The organism is Marinobacter sp., from assembly GCF_040882185.1.
Classification (GTDB): Bacteria; Pseudomonadota; Gammaproteobacteria; order Pseudomonadales; family Oleiphilaceae; genus Marinobacter.
Window position 1 is genome coordinate 98,107 of record NZ_JBBEBW010000020.1, and the last position, 17,628, is coordinate 115,734.

The 17,628-nt window shown below is 55.3% G+C and carries 17 protein-coding genes; 6 read left to right on the top strand and 11 right to left on the bottom strand.

Annotation, left to right across the window (positions count from 1 at the left end; all coding sequences use genetic code 11):
* Positions 1–69: 69 nt before the first annotated feature.
* The gene (locus tag WEB64_RS11165; RefSeq protein WP_368061370.1) at positions 70–1,887 is read left to right on the top strand and encodes an ABC transporter ATP-binding protein; all 1,818 of its coding nucleotides are present in this window, start codon (positions 70–72) and stop codon (positions 1,885–1,887) included.
* Between the two features lie 83 nt (positions 1,888–1,970).
* Here WEB64_RS11165 and WEB64_RS11170 read toward each other — a convergent pair whose 3' ends face one another.
* Positions 1,971–2,186 (bottom strand): dodecin, encoded by a 216-nt coding sequence (locus WEB64_RS11170; protein WP_368061369.1) that lies wholly within the window; start codon positions 2,184–2,186, stop codon positions 1,971–1,973.
* Between the two features lie 166 nt (positions 2,187–2,352).
* Between WEB64_RS11170 and WEB64_RS11175 the strand changes: the two genes are divergently transcribed.
* Positions 2,353–3,483 carry a PQQ-dependent sugar dehydrogenase gene (locus WEB64_RS11175; RefSeq protein WP_368061368.1) on the top strand — a complete coding sequence of 377 codons (1,131 nt, stop codon included), beginning with the start codon at positions 2,353–2,355 and terminating at the stop codon, positions 3,481–3,483.
* 48 nt (positions 3,484–3,531) lie between these two features.
* Here the strand turns inward: WEB64_RS11175 and WEB64_RS11180 are convergent, their stop codons facing one another.
* Complete coding sequence (locus WEB64_RS11180; RefSeq protein ID WP_368061367.1) at positions 3,532–3,945, bottom strand: GFA family protein; 414 nt, start codon at positions 3,943–3,945, stop codon at positions 3,532–3,534.
* 371 nt (positions 3,946–4,316) lie between these two features.
* Between WEB64_RS11180 and dkgB the strand changes: the two genes are divergently transcribed.
* Positions 4,317–5,126 carry a 2,5-didehydrogluconate reductase DkgB gene (gene dkgB / locus WEB64_RS11185; RefSeq protein ID WP_368061366.1) on the top strand — a complete coding sequence of 270 codons (810 nt, stop codon included), beginning with the start codon at positions 4,317–4,319 and terminating at the stop codon, positions 5,124–5,126.
* A 43-nt stretch (positions 5,127–5,169) separates the two neighbouring features.
* Here dkgB and WEB64_RS11190 read toward each other — a convergent pair whose 3' ends face one another.
* Positions 5,170–5,829: a DUF6064 family protein gene (locus WEB64_RS11190; protein ID WP_368061365.1), complete on the bottom strand. Its 660-nt coding sequence runs from the start codon at positions 5,827–5,829 to the stop codon at positions 5,170–5,172.
* Positions 5,830–5,849: 20 nt separating this feature from the next.
* Positions 5,850–6,773 carry an aldo/keto reductase gene (locus tag WEB64_RS11195; protein WP_368061364.1) on the bottom strand — a complete coding sequence of 308 codons (924 nt, stop codon included), beginning with the start codon at positions 6,771–6,773 and terminating at the stop codon, positions 5,850–5,852.
* Between the two features lie 279 nt (positions 6,774–7,052).
* On the opposite strand from WEB64_RS11195, the gene dacB reads away from it, so the two are divergent.
* The gene (gene dacB / locus WEB64_RS11200) at positions 7,053–8,597 is read left to right on the top strand and encodes a D-alanyl-D-alanine carboxypeptidase/D-alanyl-D-alanine-endopeptidase (RefSeq protein ID WP_368061363.1); all 1,545 of its coding nucleotides are present in this window, start codon (positions 7,053–7,055) and stop codon (positions 8,595–8,597) included.
* 69 nt (positions 8,598–8,666) lie between these two features.
* Here dacB and WEB64_RS11205 read toward each other — a convergent pair whose 3' ends face one another.
* The 4 genes from WEB64_RS11205 to WEB64_RS11220 all read right to left on the bottom strand — a co-directional run bounded on the left by WEB64_RS11205 (position 8,667) and on the right by WEB64_RS11220 (position 12,913).
* Positions 8,667–9,356, bottom strand: a complete 690-nt coding sequence (locus WEB64_RS11205) for a histidine phosphatase family protein (protein WP_368061362.1) — start codon at positions 9,354–9,356, stop codon at positions 8,667–8,669.
* Positions 9,356–10,420, bottom strand: coding sequence for a phosphotransferase family protein (locus WEB64_RS11210; RefSeq protein ID WP_368061361.1), 1,065 nt, complete (start codon positions 10,418–10,420; stop codon positions 9,356–9,358). The genes WEB64_RS11205 and WEB64_RS11210 overlap by 1 nt, the downstream gene beginning before the upstream one ends.
* Positions 10,421–10,465: 45 nt before the next feature.
* The gene (locus WEB64_RS11215) at positions 10,466–11,281 is read right to left on the bottom strand and encodes an SDR family oxidoreductase (protein ID WP_368061360.1); all 816 of its coding nucleotides are present in this window, start codon (positions 11,279–11,281) and stop codon (positions 10,466–10,468) included.
* Between the two features lie 420 nt (positions 11,282–11,701).
* Entirely contained in the window at positions 11,702–12,913 is a 1,212-nt protein-coding gene (locus WEB64_RS11220; protein WP_368061359.1) for an acyl-CoA dehydrogenase family protein, read from the bottom strand.
* Between the two features lie 125 nt (positions 12,914–13,038).
* Between WEB64_RS11220 and WEB64_RS11225 the strand changes: the two genes are divergently transcribed.
* Complete coding sequence (locus tag WEB64_RS11225) at positions 13,039–13,941, top strand: LysR family transcriptional regulator (RefSeq protein WP_368061358.1); 903 nt, start codon at positions 13,039–13,041, stop codon at positions 13,939–13,941.
* 60 nt (positions 13,942–14,001) lie between these two features.
* On the opposite strand, the gene WEB64_RS11230 is transcribed toward WEB64_RS11225, so the two are convergent.
* Both WEB64_RS11230 and WEB64_RS11235 read right to left on the bottom strand, forming a co-directional pair.
* Positions 14,002–14,358, bottom strand: coding sequence for a hypothetical protein (locus WEB64_RS11230; protein WP_368061357.1), 357 nt, complete (start codon positions 14,356–14,358; stop codon positions 14,002–14,004).
* A gap of 33 nt (positions 14,359–14,391) precedes the next feature.
* Positions 14,392–15,168, bottom strand: coding sequence for an EAL domain-containing protein (locus WEB64_RS11235; RefSeq protein ID WP_368061356.1), 777 nt, complete (start codon positions 15,166–15,168; stop codon positions 14,392–14,394).
* 209 nt (positions 15,169–15,377) lie between these two features.
* On the opposite strand from WEB64_RS11235, the gene WEB64_RS11240 reads away from it, so the two are divergent.
* Positions 15,378–16,529 (top strand): isocitrate/isopropylmalate dehydrogenase family protein, encoded by a 1,152-nt coding sequence (locus WEB64_RS11240; RefSeq protein ID WP_368061355.1) that lies wholly within the window; start codon positions 15,378–15,380, stop codon positions 16,527–16,529.
* A gap of 71 nt (positions 16,530–16,600) precedes the next feature.
* Here the strand turns inward: WEB64_RS11240 and WEB64_RS11245 are convergent, their stop codons facing one another.
* On the bottom strand, positions 16,601–17,581 hold the full coding sequence (locus tag WEB64_RS11245) for a D-2-hydroxyacid dehydrogenase (RefSeq protein WP_368061354.1): 981 nt from the start codon (positions 17,579–17,581) through the stop codon (positions 16,601–16,603).
* Between the last annotated feature and the right edge of the window lie 47 nt (positions 17,582–17,628).

A 17,628-nucleotide genomic window follows, 5' to 3' on the forward strand; every position in this document is an offset into this window, starting at 1 on the left:
AATGATTCTCTTTTATGCTCTGGTAATATCCGCTACCCTAGGCGGCTTTTCACCTGCCCGGAGTGCTTCATGACAACGCGATCAGCCAACACCACGAGCAGTTTTGCAGCACTCGGCCGCTTGCTTCGCTATGCCAAGGGTTATCGTCGGCAGATCATTGCGGCGTCCACCTGCTCGGTCATTAACAAACTATTCGATATCGCACCTGAAATCCTCATCGGTATCGCCATCGATGTGGTGGTTAATCAGGAAGAGAGCTTTGTTGCCTCACTTGGGTTCGAGTCAGCACAAGATCAAATCATGATCCTCGGGGGCCTGACGTTCTTTATCTGGGCCGGTGAATCGATCTTTGAATACCTCTTCCAGATCCTCTGGCGCAACCTCGCTCAGCGACTGCAGTCTGACCTGCGCCAGGATGCTTATGAGCATGCCCAGAAACTCGACATGAGCTTTTTCGAAGCACGCAGCTCTGGTCAACTGGTCGCCACCATGAACGATGACGTCAACCAGCTTGAACGGTTTCTGGATGGCGGCGCCAACGCTATGATTCAGGTGGTGGTAACGGTTATTGCTGTCGGGGCGGTTTTCTTTGTGCTGTCTCCTCTGATCGCAGTACTTGCCTTTACCCCCATCCCCCTGATCATCTGGGGCGCTTTCTACTTTCAGCGTAAAGCTGGCCCATTGTATGCCGATGTCCGGGAAAAAGTGGGTGATCTGTCCAGTCGGTTAGCAAACAACCTTGGCGGTATCGCCACCATCAAGAGCTTCACTTCAGAGCAGCGCGAAGCTGAACGCCTGAAACAGAGCAGTGAGGCTTATGTAGACGCTAACCGCAAAGCCATACGCATCAGCTCCGCTTTCATACCGGTCATCCGAATGGCGATTCTGGCAGGGTTTCTGGCGACCTTTACCGTTGGTGGCATGATGGCCCTGGAGGGCACATTGAACGTTGGCGCCTACGGGGTTCTGGTGTTCCTGACCCAACGGTTGCTGTGGCCTCTGACCGGGCTGGCAGAAGTCATCGACCTGTTCGAACGGGCGATGGCGAGCACTCGCCGTATTCTGGACCTGCTGGCAGAACCGGTTCTGGTGCGGGATAACGCCACCCAACCGCTCAGTCAGCCTGTCAGGGGCGAAGTAACGTTCAGCAATATCCACTTTAAATACCCTGGCAGCGGCGCCGGTGTAAGCGGAATCGACCTGCATGTTCCTGCGGGTCATACGCTCGCGTTGGTGGGTGTCACCGGTTCTGGTAAATCAACACTGATAAAACTGTTGCTGCGCTTTTACGACCCCAGCCAGGGAGAAATCCGGATTGATCGACAGCCAGTGCAGTCTGTCAGCCTGAACTCATTGCGGCAGGCCATTGGCCTGGTCAGCCAGGATGTTTACCTGTTCGAGGGCAGCATCCGTGAAAACATCGCCTACGGCAAACCGGACGCCAGTGACGACGAAATAACCAATGCAGCCCGCACCGCAGAAGCCTGGTCATTTATTGAGGCGCTACCTCAAGGCCTGGACACGCCTGTGGGCGAGCGGGGAATAAGACTCTCGGGAGGACAGCGCCAGCGCCTTTCCCTGGCCCGCGCCCTGTTAAAAGATCCGCCAGTTCTGGTGCTGGACGAGGCCACCAGTGCCGTCGACAATGAAACAGAAGCCGCTATCCAGCGCTCGCTACAACGCATCGGCCACAACCGTACCGTCATTATGATTGCCCATCGGCTGTCCACCATTGTGCACGCTGATGAGATTGCCGTCATTGCGAATGGTCAGGTGCGGGAGCGCGGTACTCACGATGAGTTGCTCAGCCAGCGAGGCAGTTACCTCGCGCAATGGCAGGTTCAGACCGGCACCATTAAAACTGAGGCCCCGTCAGAGGTCTACTAGCAGAAAATCCAGACTTTGGGTGCTAAAAGCGGCACCCAAAGTCGTGGATAGTTAGGTAGGTAGATAGTGAGTTCGGCCGTTACCTAGCTGTTCTCAATTCGAAAACCCACTTTAAGCACGACCTGATAGTGGCCCACCTTGCCGTTCTCAACATGGCCGCGGGTTTCCTGGACCTCAAACCATTCCACGTTCTTGATGCGCTTACTGCTTTCCGCTATCGCGTTGCTTATCGCGTCATCAATGCTTACTTTGGACGAGCCGACAATTTCTACTTTTTTATAAACGTGATGATCTGACATGGACACCTCCATTCGGGAATTTGTATGTTCAGTATGGCATAGCTCACAAAGCTGCATCCAAAACGGGATTAAGGAACGGTAACCTGTAGAGGTAAGATTTTGCTGTTGGTTCATGAAGTCTTTGCGTATTCATGTAAGACATTGACGACAAATGAGGATAATCCGTATGGCTATCATTCCGGCGCGTCTGGGTAACTTGGCTTCCCTGATTCTGGTGTGCACCCCACTGGTGGTGACGGCACAAACGTTCCGCTCATCAGACCACGAGTTCCAGCTCGACAGTGTTGCTGAAGGGCTCGAACACCCATGGGCGCTGGCCTTCCTGCCCAACGGTGACCAGCTGGTCACCGAGCGCGCTGGCCGTCTTCGGCTCATCCGCGACGGTGAACTCGTTGAAAAGCCGGTCACCGGCGTGCCCGATCTCGTAGTCGCAGGCCAGGGTGGCTTGCTGGATATCGTCCTGCACCCGGACTTCACCGATAACCGGCTGCTGATGTTAAGTTACGCTCACCAAACGTCTGCTGGAATGACCACCCGAGTCGCCCGGGCCGAATATCACGACGGCAAACTGAGCAACGTTGAAGTGATCTTCGAGGCCGAGCCACGTTCTGACACCGGCCAGCATTTCGCCGGACGGATGGTTTTTGACGCGGAGCAAAATCTGTATGTCAGCGTCGGAGACCGGGGTGAAATGGAACGTGCACAGGATACCGGCGATGACGCCGGCGGCGTACACCGGCTAACCATTGACGGCTCACCAGCGCCAGGCAACCCCTTCATCAACGATAGCTCCGTGCAGGACACTTTCTATACCTATGGCAACCGCAATATCCAGGGTATGACAGTGCACCCGGAGACTGGCGAAGTCTGGAGCCACGAGCACGGGCCACGGGGCGGCGACGAGATTAACATCATTCGCGCGGGCACTAATTACGGCTGGCCCGAAATCACCTACGGCATCGACTACAGCGGCATGCCTATCACTGATAAGACCGAACAGGACGGTATGGCCCAGCCCCTGCATTACTGGGACCCATCCATCGCGCCGTCCGGCATGGCGTTCTATACTGGCGAAGACTTCCCGGCCTGGCAGGGAGACCTGTTTGTGGGGGCTCTGAAGATGCAGAAGCTGGTGCGACTCAGCATCGAAAACGGCGAAGTGACAGAGGAGGAAGACCTGCTGGAGGATTTCGGTAAACGTATCCGGGATGTCCGGATGGGACCTGACGGCAGCCTGTGGCTGCTGACAGACGGGTCTAACGGTGAGGTTATCCGGCTACACCCGACGACACCCTGATCCGTACAAGTTCCCCTGGGCACGCTTCCAAATGCGCCCCTGATCACTTCAGTTGGGGTCGTTGGTGCGCTCCAGCTTATCGTACTGAGGAACATCGTCACTGATGGTGTACCAGTCAGCCTTGGACCCCACAAACACATGGGACGCTGGCTGTTTACCCAGGGCTTCGTTGACTACCCCAATGCGAAGCCGGAGGATACCCGGAATAGCGTCAACCCGGCTGTAGAGCGGGCTGCCACATTCAGCGCAAAACGCCCGATACTTCCCGGGCCTGGATTCGAACTCCCGGATCAGCTCTTCTCCGGCCGTGAATCGAAAGTGCAGTTTCTGCACCGGCGCACTGGCTGAGAAGGCACTGCCATGAGCGCGCCGACACTGGCCACAATGGCATAAGGCAATGGGCCCCAAAGGCCCCGGATACTCAAAACGGACACCACCGCACAAACATTGGCCTGTCAGCATGGGTCATTCTCCGGACGAGGGTCAGTACGCCCGCGTTTATCGTACTGAGCGCTTAACATGTGCATTCACTCCCTTGCCGGTGATCGATAAATTGCGAAGCCGTGGAATAGCTCCTGAATCAACCCTCAGCTTAGTGGGTTGCTGGCAACGGCGATAGGTTAAATCAGCCAGCAAAGTGGTGAAGAGTGACACGGGCACATCAGGTGGAGAAACTTTCACCCCGGATGCTTGAAGAACGTCCGCCGAACCACCACCTTATAGACTAGTGTCCCGTCTGGTTAATTCGTTGACCTACTACGAATTAACCAGACGGGACACTAGTTTAAGCCGTCCTTTGTGCAATTCTGCAAGTAAGGTAGGAGGAGTATAAAATGTCGTTTGAAACACTTCCTGATATCGGAATGGGCACCTTCAGACTGAAGGGTGATCTGGCTCGGGATGCCGTCAAGAGTGCACTTTCTCTGGGCTATCGTCATATTGATACCGCCCAGATGTACGAAAACGAAGCGGAAGTGGGTGATGGCATTACCTCCAGTGGCATCCCTCGCCGCGGAATATTCCTCACTACTAAAATATGGCACGACCGCCTGGCGGGCAGCGAGCTGATCAACAGTCTCCACGAAAGCCTCGACCGCCTGAAAACTGATCATGTCGACCTGACATTAATTCATTGGCCTTCCCCGAATGATCAGGTACCTATGGCTGACTATCTTGGCGCTTTAAAAGACGCCCAGCGAGAAGGCCTGACCCATCACATCGGCCTGTCCAACTTCACCTGTGCGCAAATGGATGAGGCTAAAGGCATTCTGGGTGACACGCCAATCTTCACCAACCAGATTGAAGTGCACCCGTTCCTGGCCAATCGAAAGGTGGTGGAACACGCCCAGAAGCTCGGTATTCCTGTAACAGGCTATATGCCACTGGCGGTCGGGAAAGTTATGGAGGATGAAACGCTGATACGCATCGGTGCGGCCCATAACGCCTCGCCCGCTCAAATAGCGATCGCCTGGGTGGCGTCTCGTGGTGTGATCCCGATTCCTTCCTCAACGCGCTCGAAACACCAGAAAGCCAACCTGGCAGCTCTCAAAATCCGGCTTAGCGAGGAAGAAATCGCCGACATTGACAGGCTCGACCGGGGCGAGCGTATAGCAAACCCCTCATTTTCACCAAAGTGGGATTAACTCCTATGGTACGGGGTGAATAACTAATATCTGGACATGATGTCTAGCGTCGATTCAGGAAAATAGCGAAGGGCATCAAAACCAGTGCCGCCAGCGGTATAATCATCAATGTCGTCATGCCGAGTGTCCATAACGTGAGCGCGCTGAAAATAGCCCATAGGGCAGGCAAAAATAACAGAAAACCGCGAAGCTTGCGGGGTAGCATGAGCAGACAGGGTAGCGACGCCAGCACAGTCAGATCCGGAGTGATGGCGAACAGCGCAAGCGCTCGCCACTCACCGGATTCCATTACAACCAGCCAGGGCAATGCTGCCACGGTGGCCAGCCATACCAGTGCAATGCGCCAGTCCCAGCCTCTGATGCGGCGGTATGACATTGGACGCCATGTCGGAGCAATTAATCCAAGTAAGGCTCCCTGGGCAATAAACCCCCAACCAAAATAAACCACTGGGGAGTTAATCGGACCGTAGTACTGGAGCATGAACACTGCCCCGCTCCAGGCCCAGGCCACCCCCAACAGCGCTAACACAGCCCGCTTCGCCCAGGCCTGCCTCTGGGTGAGCAGCCATGCCAGGACTACCGAGAGCACGACAGCCAGCAACGGCCATGGCCAGATATCCTGGTTAGTGCGGACATAAAGTCTCAAAAAAACGTCAGGACCAAACATTAGGAAATCTGCCAACGAATAGCTCGACCAGTCCACAGACGATGCCTCCCTCTGCCTTAAAGGTTGCGCACGTATCGGGCCATACGTTCCCGCTGGGAACTATCCGGCAACTGGCCGTGCAGCACGCCCATATTCTCGCGCATATGGTCAACACGGCTGGTTGCCGGAATCACGCAGGTAACGGAGGGGTGAGACACCACATACTTCAGGAAAAACTCCGCCCAGTTTTTACAGCCAACCTCTGCTGCCCAAGGCGGCAAAGGCTCTGAATCAAAGCGTCTGAACAGACTACCGCCCTGGAACGGTCGGTTCACGATGACTGCGATGCCGCGCTCACGCGCAAGGGGCAAGAGCCGTTCTTCCACTTCGCGATCGAGCAGATTGTAGGTGAGCTGAACAAAATCCAGCGGCTCGCTTTCCATCAAACGCTCAAAATCCCGGTGACGACGGCCGTGGGAGGTAGTGATGCCGATATATCGTACGTCACCCTCGGCTTTCATGGCTTTGAGGGTTTCCAGGTGCCCTTCCCAGCCCAGCAGGTTGTGGACCTGCAACAAATCGAAATGTGGCACTTGCCATTTGCGGCGCGACCTCTCCGCCTGTTCGCGGGTGGCCCCTTCGTCACCGGTCCATATCTTGGTGGCTGCAAACACACGGTCCCGGGCGGCCAAAGCTGTCAGAGCCTGCCCCATCACAGCATCGGCAGAGCCGTACATGGGTGATGAATCGACCAAGGTGCCGCCGAGGTCAAAAAATGTCTTCAACACCTCTGTGCGCTGGGCCATCAGTTTCTGGTCGCCACCCACATTAAACGTGCGCCAGGTACCCATGCCGATCAACGGCAACGACTCTCCCGTGGACGGAATCGCGCGGGTCAGGACCTCCGATGGTGTGTTGGCCAGCAAAGCAGGCACCCGCAAGCTGAGCCCTGTGGCCGCCATACCCGCGAGAAAATGACGTCTGGATAGCCGGACCTTCATATCGCCTCCCTTTAATCCACCAGTATCGGGGTCTTCCAGATAAGGCCCCTGAGCTCGCCCTGAATAACACTTTAACAAGTGACAGGTAACAATGCCTGAACAGAAAGACCACATTCAGCGCTTGCTTAACGGGACCACTTACAGGCGGTGACAAAACTGCAGTACAAACAATGCCCCTACTGGCATTTTTTAACGTCATGTAGAGGCTATCCCCATAGTCTGGGGGCAGAATATGGGCTATCGTTAACGCACCTTTTTCGCTCTCTCGGATGGCCTTTTATGTTTTGTCGCGTTACAGCGTCGGTTTCGACGTCCTCATCCCGATGCGTTCGCAGGCTTTTGCTACTCGCCTGTATCGCGGGGATACCGTCGATCGCTTCAGCGGATGATACGGATGGCACCAAATCACCGAGCACGTGGAGTGGTAAGGTCGCCTCTTACGCCAATAAATCCCTGACTGACGAGAAGGGTCTGAGTGTTGCGGCCATTCCCATGAATGGCCCCGGCATCGAACAGTACATCAACGCTGATGAGTTGATGAACCCTGGCTCTATCATGAAACTCGTTACCACCTACGCAGCACTGGAAATACTGGGGCCCACTCATCGTTGGGAAACCCGCTTTTACACCGACGGCGTGCTCTCAGGCAGCACGCTTAAAGGAAATCTTTACGTCAAGCTGGGTGGGGACCCCAAACTGACCATCGAACGTATGTGGAGCGTCATCCGGGAATTACGCGCCATGGGTCTGGATAGAATCGAAGGAGATCTGGTACTCGATGGTAGCTATTTCCGTCTGCCCGAGGGCCTGCCGGTATTTGACGACAATGGCAACAACCCATTCGCGCCCTTCCTGGTCGAACCCTCTGCTTACCTGACCAACCTCAACCTGCTGCATTTTGAAGTTCGTGCCGATGAACGCGGCACCCAGGCCTGGAGTACGCCAGCCCTTGCTAACATCCGGATCGATAACCGGGTAACCGCCACTGCCGCAGCACCCTGCCCGGCTCGCCGTGGGTTTGAATGGCAGCCGTTCTTCCATGAAGACGACAGTATCACCGTTCGCGTAACCGGAGCGCTACCCCAGGGTTGCCGCACCTCGTCCTATCTTTCATTGATGCCACACCGCCAATACAGTGCGGCGCTGATCCGCAGCCTCTGGCGCGAGATGGGCGGCGTCTTGACCGGTACCAATCGATTCGAAGCCACCCCTGACGATGCCCGCCTGATGATGCGGTCCACCTCACCGGATCTGGTCACCGTCGTGCGCGATATCAACAAGTGGAGCAGTAACGTCATGGCCCGGCAACTGTTGCTGACCATAGGCGCCGAAAACCGGATTGAGGGCGAGGAAGATGACCGAGTGTCCGGTATTCGCGCAATATATAACTGGCTGGCGGCGAAAGGCATCAACACGCGGGGCATGGTGATCGACAATGGCGCAGGCCTCTCCCGATACGAGCGCATTACCGCAAGGCAAACTGCGCAAATACTGCAAAGCGCGTGGAACAGTCAGTTTTCAGCGGATCTGATGGCGTCTATGCCTTTGATCGCGATGGACGGAACCATGATCCGGCGACTGCGGAACACCGCTCTTGAAGGCGAAGGTCGGATTAAAACCGGTTATCTGGAAGATGTCCGCTCGATTGCGGGTTTCACCAGGGACAAGTCCCAGACTACCTGGGTAGTTGTGGGGATGGTCAACCATTCCCCGGCCTGGAATGGCCAGGCCCTGCTGGACCGGGTGCTCTACTCGCTTTATTACAGCCCGCCGGTAGGAACCGCCCTGACCCAGGCGCCGGGTTCCACGACCACAGTTCAGTGAGCGTAACGGGCAGCAAGGCGTTGACGCGAATTTTCTGCTGGCCAAGCTCCCTAGTAAAAAATGTACCTGTCAGCGGAATGTCACCAGTGCAGGATCTTCTGCTTCCAGGTGACTGTAATTATTGAATCCGGACAGACTCCGGCGGCCACCGGAGTACAGCACACGGGTCACGCTGGTATTGGCTATAACCTCATTGAGCTGAAGAGTTTTACGGTCATCGAGATTCAGGAGGTCCTGAACCATCACAGAGATCGGGCCACCGGAAGTGGAAATCAATACATCGGCGCCGTCCGCAAACTCGATCAGCTCCTCCATGGCAGCCAGAACTCGTGTCTTGAACTGCGACCAGGTGATCGTGTATTCACGATCATTACGGCCACCGGCCCAACGTTCGACAGCCATCACGAAGGCTTCCTGAAATGCCCTGGCAGGTTTGGGGAAAGCCGACAGATCCCTTGTCATAACCGCACGATCCGCCCACTCGGGCCGGAATCGCTCTATCACCTCAGTATGGTCAAACTCATTGAAGCCCATCATCGATTGCATGCCGGGTAATTGCCCGGCGAAACCACTGGCCATCGCCTCCACGGTTTCCCGATGACGCTGAAGGTTGCCCCCCACCACAACGCCCGGCGTTACCTTGCCGGATAGCCATCGCCCCAGCACCCGACCTTGCTCCCAGCCACGTTCGGAAAGCTCGTCGTAATTGGCTTTGCCGAAACTGGCCTGGCCGTGTCGAATCAGATAAAGACTAGCCATTATAAATCACTTGCCTCTACCCGTTTCAGACACCGTTTCTCCAGGTACTGGACGGCGTGTCCAAACGCGGCAAAACGTTTATCTTTTGTCTGACCATGGAAATAGCGGTAGTAAATCTGCTGGAGAATCGCCGCGAGCCTGAAAAGCCCGTAAATTTCATAGTAATCAAAACGCTCAACCTGCAGTCCGGACTGCTCAAGATAGTATGCGATCACCTCTTCCCGGCTCAGCATACCTGGCTGATGGGTTGGCTGACGCCGGAGCATCTGGAAAGGTCCGTCGTCATCCTCCTGGACCCAGTAGGCCAGGCTGTTACCCAGGTCCATCAGGGGGTCACCAATGGTGGCCATTTCCCAGTCGAGCACACCGATCACTTCAAAGGGATTATCCTGCCTGAGCACTACATTATCGAAGCGGAAATCATTGTGGATAACGCACTGGGCAACGTCCTCCGGCATTTTCTCATTCAGCCAGCTCATCACCGCTTCAAAATCACCCACATCCTCCGTGCGCGCTTTGCGAAAGCGGTCGCTCCAGCCACCAATCTGGCGCTGCACATACCCTGGTCCTTTACCAAGATGGTCAAGGCCCGCTACTTTAGCGTCCACCCGGTGAAGATCAACCAGCTTGTCGATCACATTGAGGCAAAGCTTGCGGGTATCGCGCTCATTCAGCTCAAAATCCCTGGGGAAATCCTGGCGCAGAATGATGCCCTGAAGCCGTTCCATGACGTAAAAATCGCACCCAAGAACCTCGTGATCATCACATATTGCAATAATCTCTGGCACGTAGGGATAAACCGGCTTGAGCGCTTTCATCACCCGCGCTTCGCGCAGCATATCGTGGGCTGATTTGGCGATTTTGCCAACCGGGGGCCGCCGCAATACGAATGACTGGTTACCGTAATCGACCTGATAGGTCAGGTTGGAAGCACCACCAGGATACTGACGGATGGAGGCCTCGCCGGGGAGGCCTGGCATTGCCTGCTTCATGAACTGATCAACCGCGAGGGCATCCAGCTCCTCCCCTTCACGGATATCAACAGCCTGGTCTATCTGAGTCATTACGGACTCTCCTTTTGGTGATTCTGTTCAATGGATCAGAGCAACTCAGGCCCCACCACCCATTTTTTTCATCCAGCGTTTGCTTTCCTGATGCATCAACCAGTCAAATGCCTTGGGCGCATGGCGTTTAAGCATCCACATCCGTCGTTCTTTAACATGGGGAAGAACCCAGAAATCGCCTTTCTTCACTGCGCGTACAATGTCTCCGGCAACATCTTCGGCAGAGATACTGGAGCGCTTCATCAGTTTGTTGACATTCTGCTGGATGCCGGGAATATCCGACCGCATGCTGCTGGTCAGGTTGGTCTGAAAAAACGCCGGACACACACAGCTGACGTGAATACCGGAGTCTCTCAGCTCTTGGCTGAGGGTTTCCGAGAGCGCAATCACACCGGCCTTGGATACATTGTAGCTGTCCATCAGCGGCGCAAGCATCAAACCTGCCATCGAGGCGATATTCACGAAGACGCCGGAGCCCTGTTTCTTGAACTGCGGCGTAAACGCCTTGCAACCACGAACCACACCCAGCACATTGATATCCATGATCCATTCCCAGTCGGCCATGGTGGTATCTTCAATGGAACCTGCGGAGGCAACGCCGGCGTTGTTGACGACAACGTCCACTCCACCCCATTTGCTGGTCAGGTCTTTGCAGATTTTCTCGAGATCGGTCAACCGGCGTACATCACATTCGACAAAATAGCCTTCGCCCCCGGCAGTGATGATCTCCTGCTCAACCAGAGCCCCCTGCTCCGGGTTAATGTCACCGATACAGACTTTGGCGCCTTCGTTGGCATACTTCAACGCAATCGCCCGACCGAGGCCACTGGCCCCGCCGGTTATAAATACTCTTTGTGTCATCGTTGTCTTCCGCTGGTTTTGGTGATTTTGAATCTGGTGCCAGAGCCGCCAATGGGGAGTCCTTCTGAAACACGCTGTGAATACATCCTTGTACGCTCCGCTCCGCCATCCATGGCTCCGCAGGGTTTCAGAAGGACTCCCCACCGCCGGCCCCGAACATTTCAATCAGCCGATCCACTTTCCAATAAGCTGTTCTCGGTACCCGGTATTCAGTACTCGATATTCGGTTTTCAACACCCAGGCCAACTCCGAAAGTCCTCAGGAGACGGCGGGAAGGTGATTCAGAAACTGTGCGGAGCCATGGATGGCGGAGCCCAAGCGCCACATGGATGTGCTTGAGCGTGTTTCTGAAACACCTTCCCGCCGTCTCCAGGCACCTCATCGCGAGGCCACGCTTTAAAAATTACAGGCACCCAAACATCAGTTTCGGTATTTAGCCAACTCAAGCCGAGCCACCATCCCACGATGAACCTCATCCGGACCATCGGCAAGACGCAGAACTCGGGCATAGGCAAACAGCTGAGTCAGCGGGAAGTCGTCATCGCTGACACCCGCACCACCGTGGATCTGAATCGCGTCGTCGACGATCTGCTGGAGCATTTTGGGGATAACCGCCTTGATCATCGACACTTCCTGCAGTGCACCTGCAATGCCCTTAGTGTCCAGCGCCCATGCACACTTCAACGTCAACAAACGAGCCTGCTCGATAGCCATCCGTGCATTAGCAATAATATCCGGATTACCACCCAGCTTCGCAATCGGGCGACCAAATGCCTCGCGCGTCGTAGCGCGCTTGATCATCAATTCGAGAGTACGCTCTGCTGCACCAATCGCTCTCATGCAGTGGTGTACGCGACCCGGCCCAAGGCGGCCCTGGGCGATTTCGAAACCGCGGCCGGGGCCCGCAATAAAAGCAGTTTTCGGCAGGCGTACATTGTCGAACGCAACCACACCATGTCCGTAGGGCTCATCGTAAGCACCGAATACTGGCAGCATACGCTCCACTTTAACGCCCGGTGTATCCATCGGCACCAACACCATGGAGTGGCGGCGATGTTTGTGGCCGTGCGGGTCCGTCAGGCCCATGAAAATGGCCACCTTGCAATCGGGGTGTCCGACGCCGGTGCTCCACCATTTGCGACCATTAAGTATCACATCATCGCCTTCAACAGTGGCTGTAGCTTCCATATTTGTGGCGTCCGATGAGGCTACCGCAGGCTCCGTCATGCAGAAGGCTGAGCGCACCTCACCGCTTTGCAGGCGGGGCAACCATTCAGCTTTCTGTTCTTCCGAGCCATAGTGGATCAGCACTTCCATGTTGCCGGTGTCTGGCGCGTTGCAATTGAAGATTTCCGGTGCGATAAAGCTACGGCCGGTTTCCTCTGCAATCAGCGCATAGTCTGAATTGAGAAGGCCGCAGCCGTGTTTTTCATCCGGGAAGAACATGTTCCACAAGCCTTGGGTTTTGGCCTTTTTCTTGAGTTCCCTGATGATCGGCAGAACTACCCAGCGGTTGTCCTGGGCCATCAGATCCTTGTGATACTGCTCCTCGATGGGGAAGATTTCCTCCTGCATAAAGGTTTTAACGCGGTTGAGATAATCCTGGCCTTTCTCAGAGAAGGTAAAATCCATGACAGTTGTCCCCGGCGGTTGTCGTTCTGATATGGAATTCAGTCTAAAGACGCCCTCTCTATTACGCGACTGAATTATTCTTATCGTTTATCATTAGGTCTACTTATTGCCAAGCGAGCTTCACGATGGCGCTGAACCGCCTTGATCTTAATCTGCTGCACGTATTTGATACGATTTTCCGGGAGGGTAGCCTGACCCGCGCAGCCCATGCACTACACCTGACGCAGCCAGCGGTGAGTCACTCCCTCGCACGGTTGCGGGAACACTTTGATGACCCCCTGTTTACCCGCCAGGGCAATCAGATGGTACCCACGCCTTTGGCCCGTCGCTTTGCCGAATCGATGCGGCCGGGCCTGACCCAGATCCAGAGCGCAGTAAACCAGTTCCACGCATTTGATCCCGCCAACCAGCGGAAAACCTACTCCCTCGCTTTGCGGGATATTCTGGAATCGACCTTTCTGCCGCAATTGATGCCTCGACTGGACCCGTACCCTGATATCGAGATAGTCAGTCAGCGCATCGCCAGGCGCGACATGGAGACGATGCTTGCGGCTGGCAAACTGGATTTCGCGGTTGACGTACTGCTGCCAATCAGCACTCAGACCTCTCACGAATTGCTTCGTAAGGACAGATTGGTGGTGATCGCAAAAGCTTTGGCGGACGGGGAACAAGCGCGCGCATTAACGATGGACGAGTATCTTCACGCCCAGCATGTGTTGGTGTCGTCGAGGGCGGAAGGCCCGGGCATCGAGGATTTCGAGTTGTCGCGAATGGGGGTACAACGAAAGATTCGTTTACGTTGCCAGCATTATTACGCCGCCTGTCGCGTGGTGGAGAATACCAACCTGCTACTGACCATGCCGGAAACCTATGCCCGGATTATTTCCAAACATGCCCGAGTGGATATCATGACGCCACCAGCGGAGCTGCCGGGTATCGACGTGCATTTGTATTGGCATAAACCTTACGAGAAAGAACCGGCGCTGATCTGGTTCCGGGACCAGTTACACGCTGTCGCCGGGGGCTGACAGTGAACGACATGAGACAGGCAGACAGGCGCGAGCGCCTGAAGATACAGCCCGCAGACGTCAGAGTGCACCCACAGCATAAAGAAATGCTGCAAAGGCAGCGAGGGTGATTGCAAGAGCACTACTCACAATACCAAAGCCCCACCAGATAGCCGCGCCTCCGGAGACAGGCAAATCAAAGGGGCGTAAGGTTCGGTAAAATGCCCAGGGGCCCAGTACAAACGCCCCTACTACCGCGAACACCAACCCGAGGCTCACTCCCGCAAAGGTCCAGGTAGCCAGCACCATGGCGCGGTCCGACAGGTTTTCAACGACTCCGTGATGCGCGAGAAATTTGCGGCAAAACAACAGGATCAACAAGAAAAGCAGGACGACGAATACGATACCGCCAGCCAATGTCACTATCCGATAGAACACGTGATACTTACTCCCGGTTTACAACAGGGGAATTCAGGCTGGATACTCCGGAAACCAGGGTTCAGGCAAAGTTTCAAAGCCAGGCCTGGCAAACAGATAACCTTGATACAGGGTAATGCCCCGGGATCTCAACCAACGATACTCTTCCTCGGTTTCTACACCTTCTGCAACGATCCGGCCACCCAATTCATTCATCATGGTAATAATACCGTTCACCACCGCCTGCTTATTGGGTTCGGCATCAATATTACGAACCAGGGCCATATCCAGTTTCAAAAGATCCGGCGGACTGGCGACCATAATGTTGAGGCGTGAATAACCCGCGCCGAAATCATCCATTGAGGTCTGAAACCCCATTTCACGGTAAGCCTTGATAATGGACGTAATGTGATCGGTGGATGCCTGCAGATCCTCAGACTCCAAAAACTCGAAGATGATTTTGCTAGTATCGAAATCGTAGGTTTTGGCTGCTGCCAGGGTGGTCCGGATACAGTACTCTGCTTTGTAAACGGCGTTGGGCATGAAGTTAATGCTCAGACGGCACTGCATGCCCAGCCGTGACGCCAGTTTGACTGCCTTGACCCGGCAAATCTGGTCAAAGGAATAGCGATTCTCAGACGTTACCCGGGACAGAATACTCCAGGCGCTTTCGCCTCCCAATCCACGGACCAACGCCTCATACGCGTAGACGGAGCGATCTGTCACATCCACGATGGGTTGAAATGCAAAACTGAACTGAAAATCCAAACCGTCGCCACAGGCACACTGCTCGCATTGGCTTTGATCGAACAATTTTTCGAAATTACTCACTGACGCTTATCTCCAAAAGCACAAAAATACTTGCCTATACGATAGCACCGCCAGAACGCTCTTATGAGCACCGGTTTGCAACTTCCTTTGGTCAATACAGACGTACTTTGTAACGAATCAATCACAGTGTAAAGAAGCCTATGGCTTGCGTGTAGAAAGGTAATCCGACAATCTGTGAGCCTACTCAATTCATTCAGGAGGCGCATTCCATGCCCGAGACTACCCGAATCGCAGTAACCCCCGGTGATGGTATTGGCCCCGAAGTTGTCGCCGAAGCTATTCGATGCCTGGAAACACTTCGCGAACACCACGGCCTGGCGCTGGAATGGACCCGATTTCCCTGGCCCTCTCACGCCTGGCATGAGCAGCACGGCGAGGTTATGCCGGACGATGCTCTCCAGCAGCTTCAGACCTTTGACGCGATTCTTCTGGGAGCGCTGGGTGATCCGGGCCCCATGGATGACCCAGACCGTTACCTGCTGGCGGACAGCGTATCGCTCGCGCCATTGCTGCAAATGCGCAAAGGCTTTGACCAATGGGTATGCGAACGTCCTGCACGATTGCTTCCGGGCGCCCGTCAGTTTCTGGCAGATGAACGCGCGAAAGATATTGATATGCTGGTCATCCGCGAGAACAGTGAGGGCGAGTATGTCGGCCAGGGTGGCCGCCTGCGGCAGGGCACCGCCGATGAAGTGGCGACGCAGATGGAAGTATTCACCCGTCGCGCCACAGACCGGATTATCCGGTACGGTTTCGAGCAGGCCCGCAGGCGCGCAAAAGCCAGAGCAACCGAAGGCAAACAACGCTCATTCTCAACCCTTGATGGCAAGACCTGCGAAAGCCAGGTGTGCATCGTCACCAAACGCAATGCGTTGCGCTACTGGGGAGATATGTACTCCGAAGCCTTCGCAGAGATTGCAAAAGAGTACCCTGACGTCGCTACCCATCACGAGCTGGTCGACGCAGCCTGCATGAAATTCGTTCAGTGCCCGTGGCATTTTGATGTGGTGGTCGCCAGCAATCTTCAGGGCGACATTCTGACCGATCTGGCAGCCGTGTTATCCGGTGGCATGGGAGTAGCACCTTCCTGCAACCTCAACCCGGACAACCCGGATATGCCCTCCATGTTTGAGCCAACCCATGGTAGCGCCCCCGATATTGCGGGCCAGGGCCTGGCCGACCCTACCGCCATGCTGTTCACCACTGCCCGTATGCTGGAGTGGCTGGGCCGCAGCAATGAACGACTGAAAGCAGCGGGACAGGTTCTCTTTAATGCGGTGGCGGCAGATTTGGCAGCGAACGGCTCCGCCCGGAGAGACACCCGTGCAATCGGTGATGCCATTATTGCCAGATTGAAGTGAACACCTGAAAGGCCGCCCTCTCCGGGCGGCCTGCCCCATCCGTAAAGTTATCCAGAAAGCTATCTAGAAAATTATCCAGCGTAACCCAGCGCCTTATTAACGGAATTGAACAGCTCGTCGCCCCGATGCCAGCGATCAAAATTCTCCAGGAACTGATCGGTCAGCGCACGCCGCCAGCCAATAAAATCACCAGACATATGGGCTGTCATGATGACGTTTTCCATGGCCCAGAGTGGATGATCCGCAGGCAAGGGCTCTTCCTCAAAGACGTCCAGTGCTGCCCCGGCAATCACATGGTAGTTGAGGGCTTCCAACAGGTCGTCAGTATTCACAACCGGGCCGCGTCCGATATTGATCACCCGCGCGGTGTTTTTCATGGCTTCAAACGCCGTCGCATCAAAAAGACCTTCAGTCTGGGGGGTCAAAGGTGCAGCGATTACCACATAATCGGCCTGACCCAGCTGCTCATAAAGCTGGTCATTGCCATGAACCGCTACAAAATCCGGGTCTTCCTTGCGGGCCGTGCGGGCAATACCGTGGGGGATCATCCCCACTGCCCGCACTAGTCGCGCAATCTGTCGTCCGATGGAACCCGCTCCCACAACCAGAACCTGCTTGTCTTCCGCTCGCTCGGTATCACGGTGCTGCCAGCGGTGCTCAAGTTGTAATCGGATAGAATGCGGGAAATCCTTGGCGAACATCAGGATGGTGCACAGAACATATTCGGCAATCGTGCGGTCGAATATGCCCCGGGCATTGGTGACCTTTACCGGGCCATCAATCAATTCCGGGAACATCAGGGCATCAACTCCGGCACTGGTGGCATGAATCCACTCCAGTTTGTCAGCGGTCGGCCATGCTGCTACCAACGCTTCGGTGCGAAAATCCGTCACCATCAAGACGTGGGTGCCCGGTAAGGTGTCCCGCAGGGTCTGCTCATCCGACGCAAAACGCACCTCCGCTCTTGCCCGAAGCGCGTCCAAACCTGGCGGCTCCGGCTCGCCGGGTGCGGTCAGGACGGTGACGACGATCTGCTTATCCGGGCGATTCATAGCGGTCTCTCTCTGGTCTGGGGCGAGGTTACAACCTCTGGATTCCT